Here is a 22234-nt window from a genome sequence, read left to right as displayed (position 1 = left end):
CTTTGTACCCATGCTACCCGCGCGGGCGGCCGAAACCTGAGTTGGTCGTCTTAGCCCCGGCGCCTGATCTTTGCCAGCGCGGGTTTCAGCAGTTCATCCAGTTCACGGACGTTCAGCACTCTCAGCATGCCGAGGTAGGCGCTGGCCATCAGTGCGCCGCAGATGACCAGGGTGATGGTGGCACTGACCAGGGAGCGCCAGGCGAAGCCGTCCGGGCTGTAGCCGCCCAGCAGGGCCAGGGCTGCAGCTCCGATGGCCGCCGAACCGAGTGCCGCCACGGTGAGGCGCACATGAACGTCGAAAATCCGGACAGCTCCGTAGTTGCCCAGCTTCCGGCGCAGGAAGATATGGCTGAGCACGACGGCGGCGATGTTGCCTATCGAGTAGGCCACCGCGAGGCCAAAGACGATCCTGTCCGCCGGCAGGGCTGCGGCAGCCAACGCAAGAGCGATACCGAGTCCAGCGAGGATGAGCTGCATGACCATGGGGGTCTTGGCGTCTTCACTGGCGTAGAACGCACGGTTCATGAGGAACGTCGCGCTGAGGAAGGGCGCGCTCACGGCCAGCAGAACCAGGACCTGCCCCTGGATGACGGCCGTGGCGTTGGAACCGCCGCCGAACCACATGCCGATGGGACCGGCGAGGACGACCATGACCGCGGCGCTGAAGACAGTTGCCACACCGATGACCCGCAGACCCTGCGAGATGGTCTCCCGCACGCCGTCGAGGTTCTTCTCCACGAAGGCGTGGGACATGCGGTTAAAAAGGACCGTAGCCAGGGAGAGGGTGATGACTGAGTGCGGAATGATGTAGAGCATCGCGCCGGTTTCAAGGTTGAACTGGCCGGCGATCAGCCGGGGCGGGTCCATTTCCAGGAAGGACTGCCTGGCGTCGGAGGCGATGGACGCCACTTTTGTGTAGACGAGGTAGGCGCCGTTGCCCACAAGCATTGTGATGATGGTCCACTTGGCCACCCGGGCGGTTTCACCCAGTCCGACTCCGCGGATACCGAAAATGGGCCGCAGGCCCAGACCCAGCTTCTTCAGCGGAACCAGCAGGACCAAGGCCTGGAGCGCGACACCCAGTGTAGTGCTTCCGGCCAGTACCAGGGTGGCGGAGGACGTCCAGCTCTCCGGCGTGAACTGTTCGCTGGTCTGCCTGCCGATCAGGTTGATGAAAAGAACCAATCCGCTGATCGCGACCACATTGTTCACCACCGGCGCCCACATGTAGGCCCCGAACCTGCCATTGGCGTTCAGTACCTGGCCAATCACGGCGTACGCGCCGTAGAAGAGGATCTGGGGAAACAGCCAGTAGGCGAATACCGTGGCCAGCGCCAGTTCGTCGCCGGTTAGCTCCGTGACCACGGACAGGACCAGCGGGGCGGCGACGGTGACCACCAGGGCCACGGCGCCCAGGAACAGCAGGCTGAGCGTCATGATCCGTGAAACGTATTCCGCGCCGCCGTCTTCGCGTTTGCTTGCTTTGATGATCTGCGGAACCAGGACGGCGTTGAAGACGCCGCCCGCTACCAGGAGGTAGATGAAGTTCGGCAGGACGTTGGCGATGGAGAAGAGGTCGGTGACGCCGCCGGCGCCGCCAATCGCGACGGCGAGCAGGGAGGTACGGACCAGCCCGAGCACACGGGAGACCATGGTTCCCGCGGCCATGACGGCACTTGAGCGGGCGGTACTGGGAGCAGGATTCTGAACGGCCATTATGTCCTTATGCTCTCACCCGGCGGCCGTTTTCCCTGAACCTCCGTGCCTGCACCGCGCGGTGCGTCAGCGGTACTTGGGGAGGACTTCCCTGGCCAGGTCCGCAATCCGCCGTTCGTTGGGGAAGGAAAGCCTGCGTCCCAGCACAGCCAGCGGAACCCAGGCAACATCCACCGCCTCATGGTCCGGATCATTCTCGATGGTGAGCTCACCGCCGGTGGCTTCGAGCAGATAGTGGTGCACCGTCTTGTGCACACGGTGCCCGCTGACGGTGAACCAGTAGTCGATGCTGCCCAGCGGCGTGAGGATCCGGCCGTCAATCCCGGTTTCCTCGGCGATTTCCCGAACGGCTGCCTGCTCATTGTTTTCAGCATCCTCGGGATGGCCCTTGGGCAGGCACCATTCAAGGCGGCCGCCGCGGTTGAGCCTGGCGATGATCGCTACGGGCAGGTCCGGATCAGTGCATTTGACCACAATTCCGCCGGCAGAAACTTCTTCCACGGTGGGAAGCGCCGTGTGTGCCGAGTGCGCGGCTGAACTGCCCATTGACGCTGTCAATGGGGTCCGCTTGGGCGCACTCGGGACGGGATGGGCCATACCCCCACTGTAACTATCTTTGCCTGCCGATGATGACCGTTCACAGCTGGACCCCTTGCCGCCGCGCCAACCCCGGCGTGTCCGGGCCGCGGAGCGGACGCATTGTCCGCGGGGGCTGGATTATCTGGCACGCTTAAAGGACTATGGCGCACCTCAGTTCATTTCCCCTTACCGAGCTTCCCGGCGTGATCGAGCAGCTCGGGGAGCTCTTCCAGGCCGCCGGGTTCGAACTGTCCCTGGTGGGCGGGCCCGTCCGTGACCTGTTCCTGGGCCGGGTGTCCCCGGACCTGGACTTCACTACCAACGCCCTTCCGGATGACATCATCGCGGTAACCCGGCGCTGGTGCGACACCTACTGGGAGATGGGCCGCGAGTTCGGCACGATCGGAATGCGCAAGGACGGATTCCAGATTGAGATCACCACCTACCGGTCAGAGGCTTACGATCCGGAGTCACGCAAACCGGTCGTAGCGTTCGGCGACCGCCTTGAGGACGACCTGTACCGCCGGGACTTCACCATGAACGCCATGGCATTACGGCTTCCGCAGATGGAGCTGGTGGATCCCTACGGCGGTGTCCGCGACCTCCACGAAGGGATTGTGCGCACCCCCGGGACGCCGTCGTCCTCCTTCTCCGACGACCCGCTGCGGATGATGCGGGCTGCCCGCTTCGCCTCCCAGCTTGGCGTCACCGTGGCACCGGAAGTCTTCGAAGCCATGACGGACATGGCGGGCAGGATCGAGATCATTTCGGCCGAGCGCGTCCGGGATGAACTGGTGAAGCTGATCAACGGCAAGGCCCCGGCGGACGGTGTGGACCTGCTGGTGGAGAGCGGCCTGGCCGACTTTGTTCTTCCCGAAGTGGCCGCCCTGCGCCTCGAAATCGATGAACACCACCGCCACAAGGACGTGTACCAGCATTCCCTCACGGTGCTGCGGCAGGCCCGCGACCTTGAGACGGGCCCTGACGGCGCGGTTCCCGCCCCGGACTTCGTGCTCCGCTTCGCGGCGCTGATGCACGACGTCGGCAAGCCGGCTACCCGGCGCTTCGAGGGCACGGGAGCGGTCAGCTTCCTGCACCACGACGTGGTTGGAGCGAAACTCACGGCCAAGCGCATGAAGGCGCTGCGGTTCGACAATGACACCATCAAGGCTGTCTCCCGGCTGGTGGAACTGCACATGCGTTTCTACGGCTACGGCGAGGCAGGCTGGAGCGATTCCGCAGTGCGCCGCTACGTTACCGACGCCGGCCCGCTGCTGCAGCGCCTTCACCGGCTGACCCGCTCCGACGTTACTACCCGGAACCGGCGCAAGGCCGAAAGGCTGGCGTTCGCTTATGACGACCTTGAAGCGCGGATCGAGAAGCTGGCCGAACAGGAGGAGCTGGCTGCCATCCGTCCGGACCTGGACGGCAGCCGGATCATGGCCCTGCTGGGCATCCGGCCCGGGCCGGTGGTGGGCCGCGCGTACCGCTTCCTGCTCGAAGAACGCATGGAGAACGGTCCCGGTGCACCGGGGGAAGCTGAGGCGAAGCTGCTTCAGTGGTGGCAGCAGCAGCCGGAGTCCGTGCAGGCACAGGAACGTCCCGAATCAGGATCGGCAACAGAAGGGAAGTCATGAGCGCACCAAACCTGGGACCCGCGGTTCCTGACCTGACGCCGGCGGGCACCCCGCTGCCCATCCTGTGGCTGGTGCGGCACGGCGAAACCGAATGGTCCCGGCAGGGGAACTACACCGGGCTCACGGACATTCCCCTGACACCGGAGGGCGAAGCCCAGGCCGCCGCCGCCCGGGGAAAGATCGGCGACTTTGAATTCGACCGCGTCTTTTCATCCCCCCTCGTCCGTGCCCGGCGCACGGCCGAACTGCTGGGGTATCCCTCTCCCGAGGTGCTGCCGCATGCGCACGAATGGGACTACGGCCAGAACGAGGGGCGGCGGAACACTGACGTCCGGGCGGAAAACCCCGGCTACATCATCTGGAACGACGGCGTACCCGGCGGTGAGACCCTGGCCCAGGTCGCGGGACGGGCAGACCGCATCATCTCCACGGTGCAGGCCGGCTGCGGCACGCCCATGGACCAGGAACCCGACTCGGCTCCCCTTGAACGGGCGCTGCTGGTGGCCCACGGCCACTTCCTGCGGATACTTGCTGCCCGCTGGCTGGGCCTTGCGCCCGACGCCGGCCGGCACCTGGTCCTGGGAACGGCCGCTGTCTGCGTCCTGGGCTGGGACAAGCACACGCCCGCGATCCTTAAATGGAATATGTAGGAAGCTACTTTAAAAGTTTTTCTCGAAAAGGCTTGGCAACTGCGTTTACGGCGGGTTATATTTTTTGAGCCCGCAAGAATGCGGTGCAGCCAGCCCCGAGGATACGGCTTGAGTATGGTTTGCCAGTCCCGGGAAAACGGAACCATTCAACAGGAGGTGGAGTGTGGTGTTTGATTACACGGATGTGATCCGGCGGACCCTGGTCCCCGCAGTCATCTGCCTTCGGTGGTTCCCGGGCGAAACGGCCCTCCGGGCCTAAGCAGCCTTCCCGTTCAGCCCTCGGCGTTCCCGTTCAACCGGCGCTGCCGGGTCTCCTCCTGACGCATCCCAGCCCGGCTTCCGCCGAGCGGATACTTGCCGCTCCAGACCATGCTCAGTGAACGTCCCGGCGCCGCCAGGGAAATTAGTTCGCGACGGCTGCGACTTTCGCGGATGTCCAGCGGAGTATGTGCAGCGGAGTACGTTCAGCGCAGTGCCTTGTACCGGCGTGGACCGTTCGGCTGAGACTGCAGCTGTGGAAATGCACCTAAAGCATTGGGTGTAGTTTTCCGTACCCGCCGGGTTCCCTTTTTAGCGTTCTTTACGGCGTTTCCGACATTTATCATTCATGCGCTTTTGCGCGCCCTTTTCGGAGTTTTGTCATGCCATTTTACAAACTGCCCTTCGCCAAACCGTCGGCCTTCCTTCAGCCAGACACGGACGCAGCCCCCGCTCGACGGGCCGGTGCTTCTCCGGCACCGACCGAGGGCCGGCCGGCCCCGTCCCGTCATCGGGGACCGTCCCGCCATCCGGCCTCGTCTCACCGCCGGGCGGCAACCGGCCTGTTCCGGCTGTTCCGGCTGTTCCTGCGGGCCGCCGTGGTGCGGTCTGCCGCCAGTGGACGGCTGGTGGATGAACAGGAACAGCGTCAGCTGCGTCTGCTCAGGATCAGCGCACCGGCATCCTTCCACGGGCGGTGAGACTGCACACCCTTCCCCGGTCTGCCCCGGAATTCCGCGGCAGCCCGGGGTCGAGGAAACAAAGCTGGACCCGCTGGCGTTGTATGGTCGATAGGTAGGGAAACACAGGCCAGCGACGAAGGGAGTGCTGTGCCCCAGGTCAACCGGGTGGCCATGCTCTCGCTGCATACCTCGCCGCTCGAACAGCCTGGTTCCGGCGACGCGGGCGGGATGAATGTCTACGTTCGTTCCGTAGCCGTCGAAATGGCGAAAATGGGCGTGGAAGTGGACATCTTCACGCGTGCTTGCGCACCGGACCAGCCCAGCGCCGTCGAACTGGCTCCCGGGGTTACGGTGCACCATGTCACGGCCGGTCCGCGACGCAAGGTTCCCAAGGAACTCCTTCCCAAACTGTCTGCTGAACTGGCTGAGGGCGTAGCCCGCGCAGCACTTCACGGCCCCCGCTTTGATGCCCTGCACTCCCACTACTGGGTTTCGGGCATTGCCGGGCTCAGCCTTGCCCGGCACTGGGACGTTCCCCTGGTCCACACCATGCACACGATGGCACGGGTGAAGAACCTGCAGCTCCAGCCGGGCGAAACCCCCGAACCGCAGGTCCGGATCCACGGCGAACAGGAAATCGTGGACTCGGCTGCCCGCCTCATCGCGAACACCACCACGGAAGCGGACGAGCTGGCCGCGTGGTACGGCGCGGATCCGGCGTCGATCGACGTGGTTGCCCCGGGAGTGGACCTGGAAGTCTTTTCCCCGGCAGGCAGGTACGAGGCACGGACACGCCGCGGCCTGGGCCGGGATGAATTCCATGTGGTCTTCGCCGGGCGCATCCAGCGGATGAAAGGCCCGCAGGTGCTGGTTGAGTCCGCCGCCCGGCTTCGGGCCTGCCGCCCGGACATTCCGCTGCGCGTCAGCATCCTGGGCGCGCCCAGCGGTTCAGAGGTCCTCGACCTGGAAGCCGCAATCCGCGCCCACCGGCTGGAGGGCGTCGTCCGGCTGCATCCTCCCGTAGCGGCCCAAGGCCTGGCCGGATGGTTCAGGTCCGCGGACGTGGTTGCGGTGCCTTCGTTCAGCGAATCGTTCGGCCTGGTTGCGCTGGAAGCCCAGGCGTGCGGCACTCCGGTCCTGGCGGCCGACGTCGGCGGCCTGCCGAAAGCCGTCAGTTCCGGGCGCACGGGCGTCCTGGTCCAGGGGCACGACCCCTCACGCTGGGCCGTTGAACTTGAAGCGCTGTACGACCACGGTGCCTGGCGCATGGAACTTGGCCGGGGCGCGGCCGAGCACGCGCGCTCCTTCGGCTGGCGGCGGACGGCCGCCCTGACCACCCAGTCCTACCTGCACGCCTCCGAACAGTCCGCTGCCCACGCCGTCGGGAACTAAATACCGTCTCCCCGTGCGCGGGTGCGCCGCATTGACGGGCGCCCGTGCCGGTGCCAGCGTTGAGCCATGGCCAATGACCTCGAAATTTCCCGGGCTGCGACGCTGCAGCCCATCACCGACGTAGCGCGTTCAGCAGGCATACCTGAGGAGGCGCTGGAACTCTACGGGCGCTACAAGGCAAAGGTAAACACTGCCCTGGTGCCCAGACGGGACGAGCGCGGCAAGGTTGTCCTGGTAACGGCCATGAGCCCCACACCGGCGGGGGAGGGCAAGTCCACGGTGACCGTGGGGCTTGGGGATGCCCTGGCCCGTGCCGGACAAAAAACGGTGATTGCCCTCCGTGAACCGTCCCTGGGACCGGTACTGGGCATGAAGGGCGGCGCCACCGGCGGCGGCTATTCGCAGGTGATTCCAATGGAGGAGATCAACCTGCACTTCACGGGGGACTTCCACGCCATTACGAGTGCCAATAACGCCCTGGCGGCGCTGGTGGACAACCACATTTTCCAGGGGAACGAACTGGGCATCGATCCCCGGCGGATAACATTCCGCCGGGTCATGGACATGAATGACCGCTCACTGCGGCACATTGTGGTGGGTCTGGGCGGCCCGGGGCAGGGCACGGTCCGCGAGGACGGGTTCGACATCACCGTGGCCTCGGAGATCATGGCCGTGTTCTGCCTGGCGACGGACATCGAGGACCTGACGGCACGGCTGGCACGGATCACCGTCGGCTACACCTGGGACCGGACACCGGTGACCGTGGCGGACCTGCAGGTCCAGGGGGCGCTGGCACTGCTGCTCAAGGACGCCCTGAAGCCTAACCTGGTGCAGACCATTGCCGGCACTCCCGCGCTGGTCCACGGCGGCCCCTTCGCCAATATTGCGCACGGCTGCAACTCGGTGATCGCCACATCCCTGGGCCGCGACCTGGCTGACGTGGTGGTTACCGAGGCGGGCTTCGGGGCGGACCTCGGTGCCGAAAAGTACATGGACATTACCTCCCGCGTGGCGGACGTGGCTCCGGACGCCGTCGTCGTCGTGGCCACCATCCGTGCACTCAAGATGCACGGAGGAGTGCCCCGGGAGCGGCTGGATGAACCCAACCTTGCGGGACTTGAAGCAGGCACCGCGAACCTGCGCAGGCATGTGCGCAACCTTGGCAAGTTCGGCTTCCTGCCGGTAGTGGCCATCAACCGCTTCACCACCGATAGCCCGGAGGAGATCGAATGGCTCCTGCACTGGTGCTCGCAGGAGGGTGTCGATGCCGCCGTGGCGGATGTCTGGGCGCAGGGCGGCGGCGGGCCGGGCGGCGATGATCTCGCTGCCAAGGTGCTGGCGGCACTGAAGCGGAACGTGGATTTCCAGCCGCTGTATCCGCTGCAGATGGGGGTCGCGGAGAAAATCCGCACGGTGGTTCGGGAGATCTACGGAGCGGACGACGTCGAGTTTTCAGTGCCGGCGCTGCGCCGGCTGGAAGAAATCGAAGCCAACGGCTGGGAAAACGTTCCGGTCTGCATGGCGAAGACCCAGTACTCGTTCTCCGACGACGCGGCCCGGCTTGGTGCGCCCGAGGGTTTCACCATCCATGTCCGGGACCTGGTACCCAAGACCGGGGCAGGTTTCATCGTGGCAATGACCGGCGCGGTGATGACCATGCCCGGGCTGCCCAAGCAGCCCGCCGCGCTGCGCATGGCAGTGGCAGCGGACGGAACGCCGTCGGGCCTGTTCTAACGAGCGTCCAACGAGATAACAGAAAGTGCACGTCCCAGCGCTGGGACGTGCACTTTCTGTCATATCGATTTTGAAGGGGGAGGGAGCTTAGCGCTCGGCTTCGCCCCGGATGAACTGCTCCACCTTTTCGCGGGCAATGTCATCGTTGTACTGCTCCGGCGGGGACTTCATGAAGTAGCTGGAGGCCGAGAGGATCGGCCCGCCGATTCCACGGTCCAGGGCAATCTTCGCCGCGCGGACGGCATCGATGATCACGCCGGCGGAGTTGGGGGAGTCCCAGACCTCAAGCTTGTACTCCAGCGACACCGGAGCGTCGCCGAAGTTGCGGCCTTCGAGGCGGACGAACGCCCACTTGCGGTCATCCAGCCAGGCCACGAAGTCGGACGGACCGATGTGGACGTCGTTGGCGGCCATTTCGGCTGAGACGTTGGAGGTGACGGCCTGCGTCTTGGAGATCTTCTTGGATTCAAGCCGCTCGCGCTCGAGCATGTTCTTGAAGTCCATGTTCCCGCCGACGTTCAGCTGGTATGTGCGGTCCAGCGTGACGCCGCGGTCTTCGAAGAGCTTCGCCATCACGCGGTGCGTAATGGTGGCACCGATCTGGCTCTTGATGTCGTCACCCACGATCGGCACGCCGGCAGCGGTGAACTTGTCCGCCCACTCCTTGGTTCCGGCGATGAAGACGGGCAGGGCGTTGACAAAGGCCACGCCGGCGTCGATCGCGCACTGGGCGTAGAACTTCGCTGCCTGCTCGGAGCCGACCGGCAGGTAGCAGACCATGACGTCGATGTCCGCTGCCTTGAGCTCGGCGACGATGTCTACCGGATCCTCGTCGGACTCGCTGATCGTCTCGCGGTAGTACTTGCCGAGGCCGTCCAGGGTGTGGCCGCGCTGCACCGTCACGCCGGTCTGCGGAACGTCGGCAATCTTGATGGTGTTGTTTTCGCTGGCGCCGATTGCGTCGGCCAGGTCCAGACCGACCTTCTTCGCGTCGACGTCGAATGCGGCCGCGAACTGCACGTCATTGACGTGGTAGTCGCCGAACTGGACGTGCATCAGGCCTGGGACGGTTGCTGACGGGTCGGCGTCGCGGTAGTACTGGACACCCTGCACCAGCGATGCTGCGCAGTTTCCAACACCAACGATTGCCACCCGGATCGGGTTATTTGCCACGGTTCTCCTTTGAAGACATTCCTGTGCCGCCGCCCGCCGCGGACTCGCGGATGTGACGCAGCAGGCTGCGCAGGCAACTGACCCAGTCTACTTCGTCCAGCAAATACTCAAGGGAGTTGTAGCTTTCGGCTATTTCCGCTCACGACAGGGCAGCCGCCAGGGCAGCGGCACCCAGTACCGCAACGGTGCAGTTCCCGGCCCGGGAAAGGCCTCGCTGCACCGCCGGGGTCACCCTTCCCTTTAGAGTCGCTCCTGCCAGGACAAGTCCCAGCTGCCAGGCCCCGGACGCCGCGCCCGTGCCGGCGACGAAGGCTGCCGCTGCGCCGGGTGCGGCAACCAGTCCGGACAAACCGGTGGCCAGGGCAGTGAAGTAGAGCAGTGTGACCGGGTTGGCGGCGGTGAGTGCCATGAAGAGGGCAAAACGCCGCCGGCTCCGCGAGGCCGCCGCGGGGTCATGGCGTGCAGAATCACCGGGGCGGGCTCGGAGCAGTCCGCCCAGGCCGAGGGCCATGAGCGCCAGTCCGCCGGCCGCGGAGGGGGCCGGCCCCCAAGAGGCAATTACCGGCGCAGCGGCACTCCCGGCGGTCACGGCCAGGGCGCAGTACCCTGCATCCACCAGTGCTACGGCGGCGGCGGCAGGCGCGGCCCGGCGGAATCCAGCAGCCAGGCCCTCGCGCAGCAGCAGGACAGCGACGGCACCGAGAGGGGCCGCCAGGCCGAATCCAGCCGCTGCTCCCGCGGCCACCGCCAGAAAGATCTCCATGTGGCGATTCTCGCTCCGGCACCAAGTCCGTACTGCGGTTTCTCCCATCCCGGCAGCTAAAGTTCCCTTATGGACGCCACAGACAGCTCAATTGTCAGCATTCTGCAGCGCGAGGCGAGAATTTCGTTTGCCGAGCTCGGCCGCCGTGTTGGGCTGAGCACCAACGCTGCCGCTGCGCGGGTCCGGCGTCTGGAAACCGCCGGCATCATCCTCGGCTACCGTGCCGTCCTGGCCGAAGAGGAGCAGGAACCCGGTGCCGGACTCCAGGCCTTCATTGATGTGAGGTTGAAGCCCGAGGCGGATTCCCGCTCGTTCCTGGCCTGGGCCCAGGACAATCCCGCAGTCCGCGACGCCGTGCATGTGACCGGCCCCTACGACTATCTGCTCAACGTCCGGGTGCCGGGCATGCCGGCGCTCGACGCGCTGCTCCACCGGCTCAAGACCGAGTCGGGCGCCCTGCAGACGCAGACCCGGCTCGCCCTTCGCTGAGCGGTCTTGACCCGCCGGCGGTGAACGGGCCAACCGGCGAGCCTCCACCGGAACCATTTCCGTCTGCGGCGTGACCGGACCATCAACCTCAGCAACGCGGCCAGGCTGGACCCGGGTGCCGGCAGCGGACCCCGTCCTGGACGGTGCATGCCCCGGCAGCGGTGAAGTTTGGGACTATTTGGGCCGTCGCTCCTAGCCGGAGGCAGGTGCACCTGCATACTGGTAGGCATGGATTCAACTCCCCGCCGACGGCCGATGCGGATTGTGGTACCCAGCCGGAATGACCGGCTGCTGCGCCGGTTCACTGAGGTACTGGGCGGTCCTTTGGGCCGGTACACGGCGCCGGGAATTGTTTCCCCGGGATTCTTCACCATCCCGCGGGTCCTGATTCTGCTGACCACCGGTGCAGCCCTGCTGGCGCTGCTCGCGAAGACCCCCTGCCGGCTCAACGGCTGGTCCAACCAGTTCTACCAGGCCTGCTACTCCGACTGGCCCGCACTTTTTGGTGCCCGCGGGCTGGGCGCGGGGATCTATCCCTTCATCAGCCCCGGATCCGAGTTTGAGTATCCGGTGCTGCTGGGGCTGCTGGCCGGGTTCGTGGCCTGGCTGGTGCCTGCGGACGCGGAATCCCGGGGGTTGGTCTACTTCGACCTGAACGCCGTCTTTGCCACCGCAGCTTGGATAGTCACGGTGATCGCCACCATGCGGATGGCCAACCGCCGTCCCTGGGACGCAGCAATGGTTGCGGTGGCTCCGGCCATGATCCTGTCCATGTTCATCAACTGGGACATCTGGGCCGTGATGCTGGCGGCCCTGGGCATGCTGGCTTTCGCCCGCAGCAAACCGCTCCTGGCCGGCGTCCTGCTGGGCCTCGGCACGGCACTGAAGCTCTATCCGGTCCTCATCCTCGGAGCTGTCCTCGTCCTGGCCCTGCGAACCCTGAAGCTGCGGGCTGCTGCCATCACCTTTGCTGCCACGGCGCTGACCTGGCTGGCGGTCAACATTCCGTTCATGCTCCGCGACTTCCAGGGCTGGAAATTCTTCTACGAATTCTCCCGCGACCGCGGCGCGGGCAATTCAAGCGTCTGGCAGGCCTGGAACATCACGTTCCCCGAGCACGCGGTGGACGCCGCGTTCATCAGCTTCTGGGCATACTTCCTGTTTGCGCTGGCCTGCGCAGGAATCGCCCTCCTGGCCCTTGCGGCTCCGCAGCGGCCCCGCATAGCGCAGCTGGTGTTCCTGATCGTGGCGGCATTCATCCTCACCAACAAGGTCTACTCGCCCCAGTTCGTGCTGTGGCTCGTGCCGCTGCTGGCGCTGGCGAGGCCGCGCTGGCGGGATTTCCTGATCTGGCAGTTCTTCGAGGTGATGCACTGGTGGGCCATCTGGCTCTACCTCGCCTTCCTGGTTGGCGGGGGAGCCCCGGAAAACAACCTTGATCCCGGCTGGTTCGTGCTTTCTGTGGTCGGACACATGGCAGCCACCATGTACCTCATGGCCAGGGTGGCGATGGACATTTGGGACCCGCGGACCGATCCGGTGCGGCGCATGGGCATCGACGATCCGCAGGGCGGGCCGTTCAACCAGGCTCCTGACCGCTGGAGGCTCAGGCTGCCCCGCCGCCCTCGGGTACCCTTGGGAACGGACGCAGCCCCGGCGAAAGAAGCAATGTGACCCCCGCTCCCTACCGTTTCCAGCAGCTGTCCCGCGAGGACTTCGAGTCCCTGGCGGCCCGGCACCCCGGTGTTGTCATTCCGCTGGAACAGACTCCTTACTGGGCGGACTTCGAAACCCGCCTGGGCCGCGAACCCTACGGCGTGTGGGCCTATTACGACGGCGCGAAGCTCGTGGCCACCGCCAGTTACCTTCGCTCCCGCCGGCGCCTGCGTCCCTCCCTGGTGGCCGTCAACGGCCCAACCTGGTTCACCGAGCGGACCCCCGACGCCGAGGCACGCCTGGTGGCCACTGTGCAGGAGCAGTTCCGCGCCGATCCCGCCGTCGACCCGCTGTACGTCCGGATGCAGGTGGAACATGCGAGCCCGCCGGTCACCGGACCCTTGGAGCACGGCTGGTACGAACGCGAAATCGTGGTGGACCTGACCCCGGACACCGAAAAGATCTTCGCGGCCTTCCGTCCCAACGCCCGCAACCTGATCCGCAAGGCGGAGAAGCTCGGGGTGGAGGTCCGCACCGTGGAACGGGAACGGTGGGCCGAGGTCTTCCGGACCGAACTGTTCCCGATCATGCAGGAAACCGCCGCCCGCGACGGGTTCTCCAGTTTCGACTCGGCTTTCTACGAGACCCTGCTCACCGAACTGGGAGACTATCTGCGCCTGATGGTGGCCTATGTTGAAGGCAGGCCGGTTTCCTGGCTGATCACCACGGAATACCGCGGCTACGCGGTGTACTACTTCGCCGCCAGCTCCCGGGACGCCCGCAAGACCAATGCCCCGTACCTGCTGCTGTGGGAAGCATTCAAAATCCTCAAGGCCGCCGGCAACACAGCCTGCGGACTGACCGGGATCGAGAGTGAGAACTACCCGTCCCTCGCCAACGTCACCACCTTCAAGCGCAACTTTTCGAAGACCGTGGTCACTGTTCCAACCACGTATGACATTCCGCTTTCTCCGTTGCGCTACCGCGTCCTGTCAACGGCGCTTCGGCTGCGCCGGGAAGCGCCGGGGCTGCTGCGCAGCGCCCGCGCCCGCCTGAAAGACGGCAGTGCCGGGGCCGGCCGTGACTGACGTGACCGTGGTGGGAGCCGGGCCGAACGGCTTGGCTGCGGCGGTCACGATGGCCCGCGCCGGTCTGTCCGTGCGTGTCCTGGAAGCCGCGCCCACCGCAGGCGGCGGGTCGCGCACCAGCGAGCTCATCCGCCCGGGCCACCGGCACGATATCTGTTCCGCGGTGCATCCCATGGCGCTCGCGGCACCCTTTTTTCGGGACTTTGGCCTGTCAGAGCGGATCCGGCTGGAAGTGCCGGATGTTTCCTACGCGCAGCCGATGGACGGGGGGCGCGCCGCCTTGGCCTACCGCAGCCTGGACCGCACCGTCCAGGACCTCGGGGCGGACGGTAAAGCCTGGTCTGCGCTGATGCGCCCCCTGGTGCAGCACAGCGAAGCCATCACGCGTACGCTGATGGACCCGCTGCTGAAGATTCCCGGCGAGCCGCTGGCCGCTCTGCGGTTTGGCCTGGCCGCCCTGGACCAGGGAACCGGAGCTTGGAACCGCCGCTTCAGTGAAGATAGGGCTCCCGCCCTGCTGACCGGCGTCATGGCCCACCCGGTGGGACGGCTGCCGTCCCTGCCCTCAGCCGGGGGCGGGCTGCTGCTGGCACTGCTGGCCCACACAGTCGGCTGGCCCGTGCCCGTGGGCGGATCCCAGGCGATCGCAGACGCCATGGTGGAGGACCTCCGCGCGCACGGAGGGGAACTGGAGACCGGGCACAGGGTCGACTCGCTCCGCGAACTCTCCGGCTCGCGCGCTGTCATTCTCGATACCGCTCCCGCAGGACTGCTGCGGCTGGCCGCCGGAGCGCTGCCGGCACGCTATGAGCGCGCGCTGCGGCAGTTCCGCTACGGCAACGCCGCCTGCAAGGTGGACTTCATCCTCTCCGGGCCGGTGCCCTGGGCGAATCCGGCCCTCACCGAGGCAGGAACAGTCCACCTGGGGGGAACCCGTGCCGAAACCGCTGCCTCCGAAGCCGCCGTTGCCTCCGGCCGGCATCCGGAGCAGCCCTATGTGCTGCTGTCCCAGCCCAGCGCCTTCGACCCGTCCCGCGCACCCGCGGGCCGGCACATCCTGTGGACCTACTGCCACGTCCCGGCCGGCTCGGACCGGGACATGGCTGCTGCGGTGACGGCACAGATTGAACGTTTCGCGCCCGGGTTCCGGGATGTCGTCGTCGAAACGCGGACGACGACGGCGCGCGGACTCGCCGCCTACAACGAGAACTACGTGGGCGGTGACTTCGGTGCCGGCGCGGTGACCCTGGGACAGATGATCCGCCGGCCGGTGCTGTCCCCGGTTCCGTGGAAGACGCCGCTGAAAGGTGTCTTCCTGTGCTCCGCCTCCACCCCGCCCGGCCCCGGAGTACACGGAATGGGCGGCTACCACGCTGCGGGCCAGGCCCTTCGCGGGGTCTTTGGGCTGCCCCTGCCGTCCCTCGCGCCGGCGTAGCAGCCGCCTGCCGTTCGCCGCAGGGCGTGCCGCCCCGCGGCTGGGGACAATGTCAGCGGTATCTTGGAGTCGGTACCCCCGGGGAGCTTTGACCACGAAGACATTCCCGGGAGCAGTTCGCAGCGGGGGATTCTCATGACGGTTTCAACACAGCAGCCATCCCGGCATGCCCCCGGCGCACCGGTGCCCGGCTCCGCGGCCCCCGGCGCACCTGCGCCTCCCGCAACACGGCCCCGGAAACCCCGCAAGGAGCGCGGCCGCCGCCACCTGGCCGGGGCAGCCGTCCTCGCCTGCACCGGAGCAGCCGTCCTCGCCGGCGCCGCAGTGCTGGGCTACGGGTACATCAGCAGGGACGTCCTGGGTCCGAAGGCAGTCACCGAGGACTATCTGGCTGCCCTGGCGTCCGGAGACCAGTCGGCAGCCCACGCGCTGCTGCCCGCTACGGATGCACTGGTGCCTAAAGACCCGGAGATTTACGCGGCCGCCGGGGAGAAGATCACCGGCTTCGAGATCCTGGGCCAGGACATCAGGCAGGACACCGCCGTCGTCCGGGCCTTGGTGGACCAGGGTGGAGAGCGCAAAACCGTGGAATTCCGGCTCACCAAAGCCGGGTCGCGGGCGCTGGTCTTCACGGAATGGCAGCTGGGTCCATCGGCCGCGCGGTCAGTGGAGGTCGAGTTCCCGGCAGGTACAGAGCAAATCAGGATCAACGGAACGGAGTATCCGCTTCCCCCCAGTGCGGACTCAGCCGAGGTGCTGCTGCTGCCCGGTTCCTACCTTTTTGAAGGGCCGCGTGAACGCTTTCTCAGCTATGGTCCCGGGGTCGAGGTCCTCGTGGAACCGGAGATGACCGGAGGGCCGGGACCGGTCAGACTGCATCCGGCCGCAAGCGGGGAACTGGAACCCGAGGTGCAGGCCCAGGCGGATGCCTACCTGGCTGCCTGCCTGTCCCGCCAGGAAGCCGCGCCCGCAGGCTGTCCCAACGCGGCGTACGCCAGCTTCGGGCCGGCGCGGACCCGCGATGTGCAGTGGACCCTGGACCGGGCGCCGCAGTACCGCATCATTGGTACGCCCGAACTGGGAATGACGGTGTACGCCACCGGGGGCAAAGCCCGTGCCCGGTACCAGGAAGACACCACCGGCTCGGGCCGCTGGGAGAACCGCTCGGACCTGGTGAACATCAACTTTGGCGCCGAAATCGAAGCCGAGGAGGACGTCCTGGGCCTTGACTTCAGGCCGGACCCCTTGCACTGAGGTCCACCGCGTGGGGAACTTGAAGGAGGAGGTTCCCATGACGGACACACCCGAACACCTGAACAACCACCACCGGGACACGCTGAACGAGATCCTGCGCCACCCCGTCTCCCACAACATCGAGTGGAAGCGCGTGCGGTCCCTGCTCGAAACGATTGCAGACACCACCCGCGAGCACAATGGCAAGTACGAGGTCACCCTTGCAGGGCACACCGACTACCTGACCCCGCCCAGGGGCAAGGATATTGACGAACAGACGGTGGTGGACCTGCGGGAAATGCTGGAGCGCGCCGGGTACTCCCTGCAGCAGTAGCCGGCGCGGCCCCGGAACACTACTGGACTTCGAGCTCGCCCATCCGGGACCAGTCCTGGCCGTCGATCAGGGTGTTGATGATCTTCGGGGTCTCCACCAGTGCCGGGAGCATGTCCTTCATGGCCTGCTGGAAGTGGTCGCTGTTCACGTGGGCGGCAGCGGCGTCGTCCTTGAACGCCTCAACGAGGACGAATTCGTTCGGGTCTTCCAGGCTGCGGGACCAGTCGAACCAGAGGTTGCCCTCCTCCCCGCGGGTGGCGGCGGTGAAATCCGCGGTCAGCTGCGGCCAGCGCTCGGTCCACTCCGGCTTGACCTTGAACTTGACGACGATGAAGATCATCCTGTTTTCTCCTGATCTGCTGCGGATTCTTCCGAACTTAGATCCTATGCCCGGGGCTGCCCGCCGTCACGCCGGCGGCCGAGGGAGAAGATCGGCGCCGCGGTGGGAGGATGGAAGCGTGGCTCATCTCGACGTATCCGGCATTGACTACTTCCTCTCCGACGGCAGGCAGCTGCTCAGCGGCGTCAGCTTCAAGGTCGGGGAAGGACACAAGACAGCGCTGATCGGACCCAACGGCACGGGCAAGACCACCCTGCTGCGGATCATCGCCGAAGACATCAAACCGGACGAGGGAACTGTGTCCCGCTCCGGGAACATGGGCATCATGCGCCAGTTCGTAGGCCAGGTGCGGGACGGCAGCACCGTCCGCGACCTGCTCGTCTCCGCGGCCCCGCCCGCCATCGCAGCCGCTGCGCGGGCCGTCGACGAGGCTGAGGAAGCCATGATGGAGAACGACGACGAGCCCACCCAGATGCGGTACGCCCAGGCGATCGCCGACTGGGGTGACGTCGGCGGGTACGAACAGGAAACCGTCTGGGATGAAGTCACGACGGCCGCCCTCGGCATGCCGTTCGACACCGCCCAGTACCGCCAGGCAAGCACCCTCTCCGGAGGTGAACAGAAGCGCCTCGTCCTGGAGGCACTGTTCTCCGGCCCGGATGAACTGCTGCTGCTTGACGAGCCGGACAACTATCTGGACGTGCCGGGCAAGCGCTGGCTGGAGGCCAGGCTGGCGGAGTCGAAGAAGTCCGTCCTGTTTGTCTCGCACGACCGTGAGTTGCTCGCCAACGCGGCCACGCGGATCGTGACTCTGGAGCCGGGCATCAACGGCGCCTCGGCCTGGATCCACGGCGGGGGGTTCGGCAGCTACGTCCAGGCGCGCGAAGACCGAAACGCCCGCTTCGAGGAACTGCGCAGGCGTTGGGACGAGGAGCACGTGAAGCTCAAGGAACTCGTCAACATGTACAAGAACAAGGCCGCGTTCCGCTCGGACATGGCCAACCGTTACCACGCCGCGCAGACCCGCCTGGCAAAGTTCCTGGAAGCGGGCCCGCCCGAAGCCCTGCCGATCGAGCAGAACGTCAAGATGCGGCTGCGGGGCGGCCGTACCGCCAAGCGCGCAGTCGTGGCCCAGAAGCTGGAACTGACCGGGCTGATGAAGCCGTTCAGCACTGAAATCTGGTTTGGCGACCGGGTGGGCGTGCTGGGGTCCAACGGTTCGGGGAAGTCCCACTTCCTGCGCCTGCTCGCCCTGGGCGGCAGCGATCCGGATAAGGAACATGAGCCGGTTTCCGAGGTGGAGATCGCCCCGGTTCCGCATCAGGGATCGGTCAAGCTGGGAGCACGGATCCGGCCGGGGTTCTTCGCCCAGACCATGCTGCGCCCGGACCTGCTGGGCAAGACACTGCTGGACATCCTGCACCGCGGCGATGAACACCGCTCCGGACTGGGCAGGGAAGCAGCAGCCGGCGCCCTGGACCGGTACGGCCTGGCTTCCTCCGGCGAACAGAAATACGACTTGCTTTCCGGCGGCCAGCAGGCGCGCCTGCAGATCCTGCTGCTCGAACTCTCCGGCGCCACCCTGCTGCTGCTGGACGAGCCTACGGACAATCTGGACCTGCACTCGGCCGAAGCCCTGGAGAAGGCCATCGAAGCCTTCGAAGGAACGGTCCTGGCGGTGACACACGACCGCTGGTTCGCCCGCAGCTTCGACAGGTTCCTCGTCTTCGGATCCGACGGACGGGTCTACGAGTCCGAAGAGCCGGTGTGGGACGAAAAGCGGGTCCAGCGCGTCCGCTGAAGGCGCCGCCGGAGAATATTTCCCTCCGGCAGGGTCCTGGCTCCAGAATGAAGGCGTGAACACCAAAACCCTGGACCGGGCCCTCCTGGCTGTCTTTGCGATCTTTGCGCTCAACGGACTCATCTTCGCCAGCTGGGCGGCGCGGATTCCCGCCGCGGCCCAGGCCCTGGACATCGGTTCTGCCGGGGTGGGACTATTGCTGCTCTTCTCCGCGGTAGGTTCGGTGGGAGCGCTGCCCCTGGCCGGTGCCCTGGCCCAGCGGGTAGGCACCGCCAACGCCGTACGGACCGGCGGACTGCTCGCCTCCGCAGCGGCGCTGGTCATCGCGGCGGGACTGTCCGCAGGATCGATTCCCCTCACCGCGGCCGGGCTGCTGGTCTTCGGCTCCGGGATTGGACTCTGGGATGTCGCCATGAATCTGGAGGGCACGGAAGTCGAACGCGGCCTGCGCAAGACGCTGATGCCCAAATTCCACGGCGCCTTCAGCGGCGGCGCGTTCCTGGGAGCGATGATCGGTGCCGGCCTGTCCGCCCTGGACGTCAGCCTGCCCGTGCACCTGATCGGAATCGTGGTGATCGCCGTCGTGCTGGTCACGCTGGTTCCCCGCGCGTTCCTGCCGGATTCCCCGGAGATGCTCCATCCGCACGATGGAGGCGCACCGAAGCCTTCCAGTTTCAGCGCGTGGAAAGAGGGCCGTACGCTCCTGATTGGCGTCGTCGTCCTGGGGGCGGCACTGACCGAAGGCGCCGCGAACGACTGGGTGGCCAAGGCCACCGTTGACGGGCTCGACGCCTCGGAGGCGGCCGGTGCAGTGATGTTCGGAGTGTTTGTTGCCGCAATGACAGCCACCCGCTGGTTCGGTGCTCGCCTGATCGACCGCATGGGCCGGGTCCGCGCCCTGCGGCTGTGCATGGGCGCTTCGCTGGCAGGACTGATCCTGTTTGTGTTTGCCCCCACCCTCTGGCTGGCCGGGATCGGCGTCATTCTCTGGGGCATCGGCGCCGCACTGGGCTTCCCCATGGGGATGTCCGCTGCCGGCGATGATCCTGCCCACGCCGCGGGGCGCGTCTCCGTGGTCTCCACCCTGGGCTATACGGCCTTCTTCGTCGGACCTCCGCTGCTCGGTTTCCTCGGCGAGCTCTGGGGGCTGCGCAACGCGCTGCTCGTGGTCGGGGCGGCCATGCTGATGTCAATTGTCTTCGCGCCGGTTGCGGCCGAGCGCACGGAGGAGGACCTGGCGGCCGGAAAGCCTGTCTCTTAGGGCGCAATGGCAGCCAAAAGTCCGGCACTCCTGTCTTCAGGACCGAAACTGTCCGGATAACCTCTATCCAGCGGGTCCTGGCGGTCCTAACCTGTTCGCATGTCCCTTCCCTCAAATCCCAATGACCAAGTGCGTCCGGTCTCGGAAGGCCGGCGCGATCCGCTGATCCAGGCACGCGGCTTGAAGAAGATCTACAAGTCCAAGTCGGGTCCGGTACACGCCCTCGACGGTCTCGACATCGGCGTGCCGGAAGGCACTGTCACAGCGCTCCTCGGTCCGAACGGTGCCGGAAAAACAACGGCGGTCAAAGTGCTCACCACGCTCATCAGGCCCAATGCGGGGACCGCCTCCATCGACGGGATCGACGTCACCGCCAGGCCCAAGGACGTCCGCCGGATCATCGGCGTTTCCGGCCAGTACTCCGCGGTGGACGAAAACCTAACCGGAATAGAGAACCTCCGGATGGTCGGCAGGCTCTACCACCTCCCCGCGGCGCAGGCCCGGCAGCGTGCCGGTGAACTCATCGAGCAGTTCGACCTGGCAGATGCCGGCAACCGGCCGGTGAAGGGCTACTCGGGCGGCATGCGCCGCCGGCTGGACCTCGCCGGAGCGCTGGTGAACAACCCCCGCGTCCTCTTCCTGGACGAGCCCACCACCGGCCTGGACCCGCGCAGCCGCCTGGCACTTTGGGACGTGATCAAGTCCCTGGTGTCCGCCGGAACCACCCTGCTGCTCACCACCCAGTATCTGGAGGAGGCAGACCAGCTGGCGGACACGGTGGCTGTGATCGACGGCGGCAAGGTCATTGCCGAGGGCACCTCGGACCAGCTCAAGGCCAGGATTGGCGGACACCGGGTCGCCGTCGCGCTCGTCGAAGGATTTGATGCCGGCACGGCCCGCGAGATCCTGGCCCGCCACGGCAGCGGCGAGGTCCATGCCTCCGCTGACGGACGCGCCCTGGAAGTGGCGGTTACCGAGGGTCCTGCTGCACTCCAGCGGGTCCTTCAGGACCTCGGGGCGGCAGGAATACAGCTTCACGACGCCGGTATCCGGCGCCCCACCCTCGACGATGTGTTTCTGAAGCTCACCGGACACACCGCCGAGGCAGACAACGAAGAGGCAGAGGACGCCGGGAAAGCGAAGGCAGCACGATGAGCACCGCAACCGCCGCAGCCGGGTTCGGTTCCGGGACCACCGCAGGCAGCTGGATCTCCGACGGCTGGACCGTCACCAAGCGGAACATGATCAAGATCCGCCGCACACCGGACATGATCGTGTTTGCCGTGCTGCAGCCCATCATGTTCGTCCTGCTCTTCAGCCAGGTCTACGGCGGATCCATCCAGGTGGCGGGCACCAACTACACGCAGTACCTGATGGCAGGCATCTTCGCGCAGACAGTGGTGTTCGGTTCCACTTTCTCCGGATCGGCCATGGCCCAGGACCTGAAGGAGGGAATCATCGACCGGTTCCGCACGCTGCCCATGAGCCCTTCAGCGGTGCTGATCGGACGGACCAACTCCGACCTGGTGCTGAACGGAATCTCAGTGGTGATCATGATGTGCACCGGCCTGCTGGTGGGGTGGCGCGTCAACACGTCCTTTGACTCCTTCCTGGCCGGGGTGGGACTGCTGCTGCTCTTCTCCTACGCCTTCAGCTGGGTCATGGCCCTGCTGGGCATGTCAGTGCGCTCCCCGGAAGTGATCAACAACGCCTCCTTCATCATCCTGTTCCCCATCACCTTCATTTCCAACGCGTTCGTGCAGAGCTCCACCCTGCCGGAGCCCCTGCGGACCATCGCTGACTGGAACCCGGTATCCGCACTGGTCCAGGCGGTCCGGCAGCTGTTCGGAAACCTGGGATCCACTCCGGTGCCGGATACCTGGCCCATGCAGAATCCCATCGCCACCGTGCTGATCGGTTCCGCCGTCATGCTCGTGGTGTTCGTTCCGCTGGCGGTCCGCAAGTTCGAAGCGGTGAGCTCACGCTAGACCCCGCTCCTTCGACCCAGAG

At 66.1% G+C, this 22234-nt stretch carries 19 protein-coding genes; 14 read left to right on the top strand and 5 right to left on the bottom strand.

The genetic code is table 11. The annotated features are described in order from the left end of the window. Window positions 1–50: 50 nt before the first annotated feature. A complete protein-coding gene (murJ, locus tag ITX31_RS10635; protein WP_228529139.1) occupies window positions 51–1718 on the bottom strand; it encodes a murein biosynthesis integral membrane protein MurJ in 1668 nt (555 codons plus the stop codon). A 66-nt stretch (window positions 1719–1784) separates the two neighbouring features. Further along, window positions 1785–2264, bottom strand: a complete 480-nt coding sequence (locus ITX31_RS10630) for an NUDIX hydrolase (protein WP_416354807.1) — start codon at window positions 2262–2264, stop codon at window positions 1785–1787. A gap of 194 nt (window positions 2265–2458) precedes the next feature. Here ITX31_RS10630 and ITX31_RS10625 point away from each other — a divergent pair, with 194 nt between their 5' ends. The 4 genes from ITX31_RS10625 (at window position 2459) to ITX31_RS10610 (ending at window position 8651) form a co-directional block, all read left to right on the top strand. After that, the gene (locus ITX31_RS10625; protein ID WP_194783329.1) at window positions 2459–3934 is read left to right on the top strand and encodes a CCA tRNA nucleotidyltransferase; all 1476 of its coding nucleotides are present in this window, start codon (window positions 2459–2461) and stop codon (window positions 3932–3934) included. Continuing rightward, window positions 3931–4584, top strand: coding sequence for a histidine phosphatase family protein (locus ITX31_RS10620; RefSeq protein WP_194783328.1), 654 nt, complete (start codon window positions 3931–3933; stop codon window positions 4582–4584). The genes ITX31_RS10625 and ITX31_RS10620 overlap by 4 nt, the downstream gene beginning before the upstream one ends. A 1088-nt stretch (window positions 4585–5672) precedes the next feature. Continuing rightward, window positions 5673–6917, top strand: coding sequence for a D-inositol-3-phosphate glycosyltransferase (gene mshA / locus ITX31_RS10615; protein ID WP_194783327.1), 1245 nt, complete (start codon window positions 5673–5675; stop codon window positions 6915–6917). A gap of 66 nt (window positions 6918–6983) precedes the next feature. Continuing rightward, window positions 6984–8651 carry a formate--tetrahydrofolate ligase gene (locus ITX31_RS10610; protein ID WP_194783326.1) on the top strand — a complete coding sequence of 556 codons (1668 nt, stop codon included), beginning with the start codon at window positions 6984–6986 and terminating at the stop codon, window positions 8649–8651. An 87-nt stretch (window positions 8652–8738) separates the two neighbouring features. Here the strand turns inward: ITX31_RS10610 and ITX31_RS10605 are convergent, their stop codons facing one another. Further along, on the bottom strand, window positions 8739–9824 hold the full coding sequence (locus ITX31_RS10605; protein WP_194783325.1) for an inositol-3-phosphate synthase: 1086 nt from the start codon (window positions 9822–9824) through the stop codon (window positions 8739–8741). Window positions 9825–9963: 139 nt separating this feature from the next. Beyond that, on the bottom strand, window positions 9964–10587 hold the full coding sequence (locus ITX31_RS10600) for a LysE family transporter (RefSeq protein WP_194783324.1): 624 nt from the start codon (window positions 10585–10587) through the stop codon (window positions 9964–9966). 69 nt (window positions 10588–10656) lie between these two features. On the opposite strand from ITX31_RS10600, the gene ITX31_RS10595 reads away from it, so the two are divergent. The 6 genes from ITX31_RS10595 (at window position 10657) to ITX31_RS10570 (ending at window position 16822) form a co-directional block, all read left to right on the top strand. Then, window positions 10657–11076: an Lrp/AsnC family transcriptional regulator gene (locus ITX31_RS10595; RefSeq protein WP_194783323.1), complete on the top strand. Its 420-nt coding sequence runs from the start codon at window positions 10657–10659 to the stop codon at window positions 11074–11076. 228 nt (window positions 11077–11304) lie between these two features. Continuing rightward, entirely contained in the window at window positions 11305–12750 is a 1446-nt protein-coding gene (locus tag ITX31_RS10590) for a glycosyltransferase family 87 protein (protein WP_194783322.1), read from the top strand. Beyond that, window positions 12747–13820, top strand: coding sequence for a lipid II:glycine glycyltransferase FemX (locus ITX31_RS10585; RefSeq protein WP_194783321.1), 1074 nt, complete (start codon window positions 12747–12749; stop codon window positions 13818–13820). Before ITX31_RS10590 ends, ITX31_RS10585 begins: the two co-directional genes overlap by 4 nt. Next, window positions 13813–15255 carry a phytoene desaturase family protein gene (locus tag ITX31_RS10580; protein ID WP_194783320.1) on the top strand — a complete coding sequence of 481 codons (1443 nt, stop codon included), beginning with the start codon at window positions 13813–13815 and terminating at the stop codon, window positions 15253–15255. Before ITX31_RS10585 ends, ITX31_RS10580 begins: the two co-directional genes overlap by 8 nt. Window positions 15256–15390: 135 nt before the next feature. Next, the gene (locus ITX31_RS10575; RefSeq protein WP_194783319.1) at window positions 15391–16509 is read left to right on the top strand and encodes a hypothetical protein; all 1119 of its coding nucleotides are present in this window, start codon (window positions 15391–15393) and stop codon (window positions 16507–16509) included. 37 nt (window positions 16510–16546) lie between these two features. After that, entirely contained in the window at window positions 16547–16822 is a 276-nt protein-coding gene (locus tag ITX31_RS10570) for a hypothetical protein (RefSeq protein ID WP_194783318.1), read from the top strand. A gap of 19 nt (window positions 16823–16841) precedes the next feature. Here ITX31_RS10570 and ITX31_RS10565 read toward each other — a convergent pair whose 3' ends face one another. Continuing rightward, complete coding sequence (locus ITX31_RS10565) at window positions 16842–17162, bottom strand: putative quinol monooxygenase (protein ID WP_194783317.1); 321 nt, start codon at window positions 17160–17162, stop codon at window positions 16842–16844. Between the two features lie 118 nt (window positions 17163–17280). Between ITX31_RS10565 and ITX31_RS10560 the strand changes: the two genes are divergently transcribed. The 4 genes from ITX31_RS10560 to ITX31_RS10545 all read left to right on the top strand — a co-directional run bounded on the left by ITX31_RS10560 (window position 17281) and on the right by ITX31_RS10545 (window position 22212). Then, a complete protein-coding gene (locus ITX31_RS10560; protein ID WP_194783316.1) occupies window positions 17281–18963 on the top strand; it encodes an ABC-F family ATP-binding cassette domain-containing protein in 1683 nt (560 codons plus the stop codon). A 55-nt stretch (window positions 18964–19018) separates the two neighbouring features. After that, window positions 19019–20224, top strand: a complete 1206-nt coding sequence (locus tag ITX31_RS10555; protein WP_194783315.1) for an MFS transporter — start codon at window positions 19019–19021, stop codon at window positions 20222–20224. A 99-nt stretch (window positions 20225–20323) separates the two neighbouring features. Next, window positions 20324–21379, top strand: a complete 1056-nt coding sequence (locus tag ITX31_RS10550; protein ID WP_194783314.1) for an ATP-binding cassette domain-containing protein — start codon at window positions 20324–20326, stop codon at window positions 21377–21379. After that, entirely contained in the window at window positions 21376–22212 is an 837-nt protein-coding gene (locus ITX31_RS10545; protein WP_194783313.1) for an ABC transporter permease, read from the top strand. Before ITX31_RS10550 ends, ITX31_RS10545 begins: the two co-directional genes overlap by 4 nt. The last annotated feature ends 22 nt before the right edge of the window (window positions 22213–22234 follow it).

This window comes from Arthrobacter gandavensis (assembly GCF_015355785.1).
Classification (GTDB): domain Bacteria; phylum Actinomycetota; class Actinomycetes; order Actinomycetales; family Micrococcaceae; genus Arthrobacter_B; species Arthrobacter_B gandavensis_A.
This window is presented reverse-complemented; position numbering and strand designations above follow the sequence as displayed.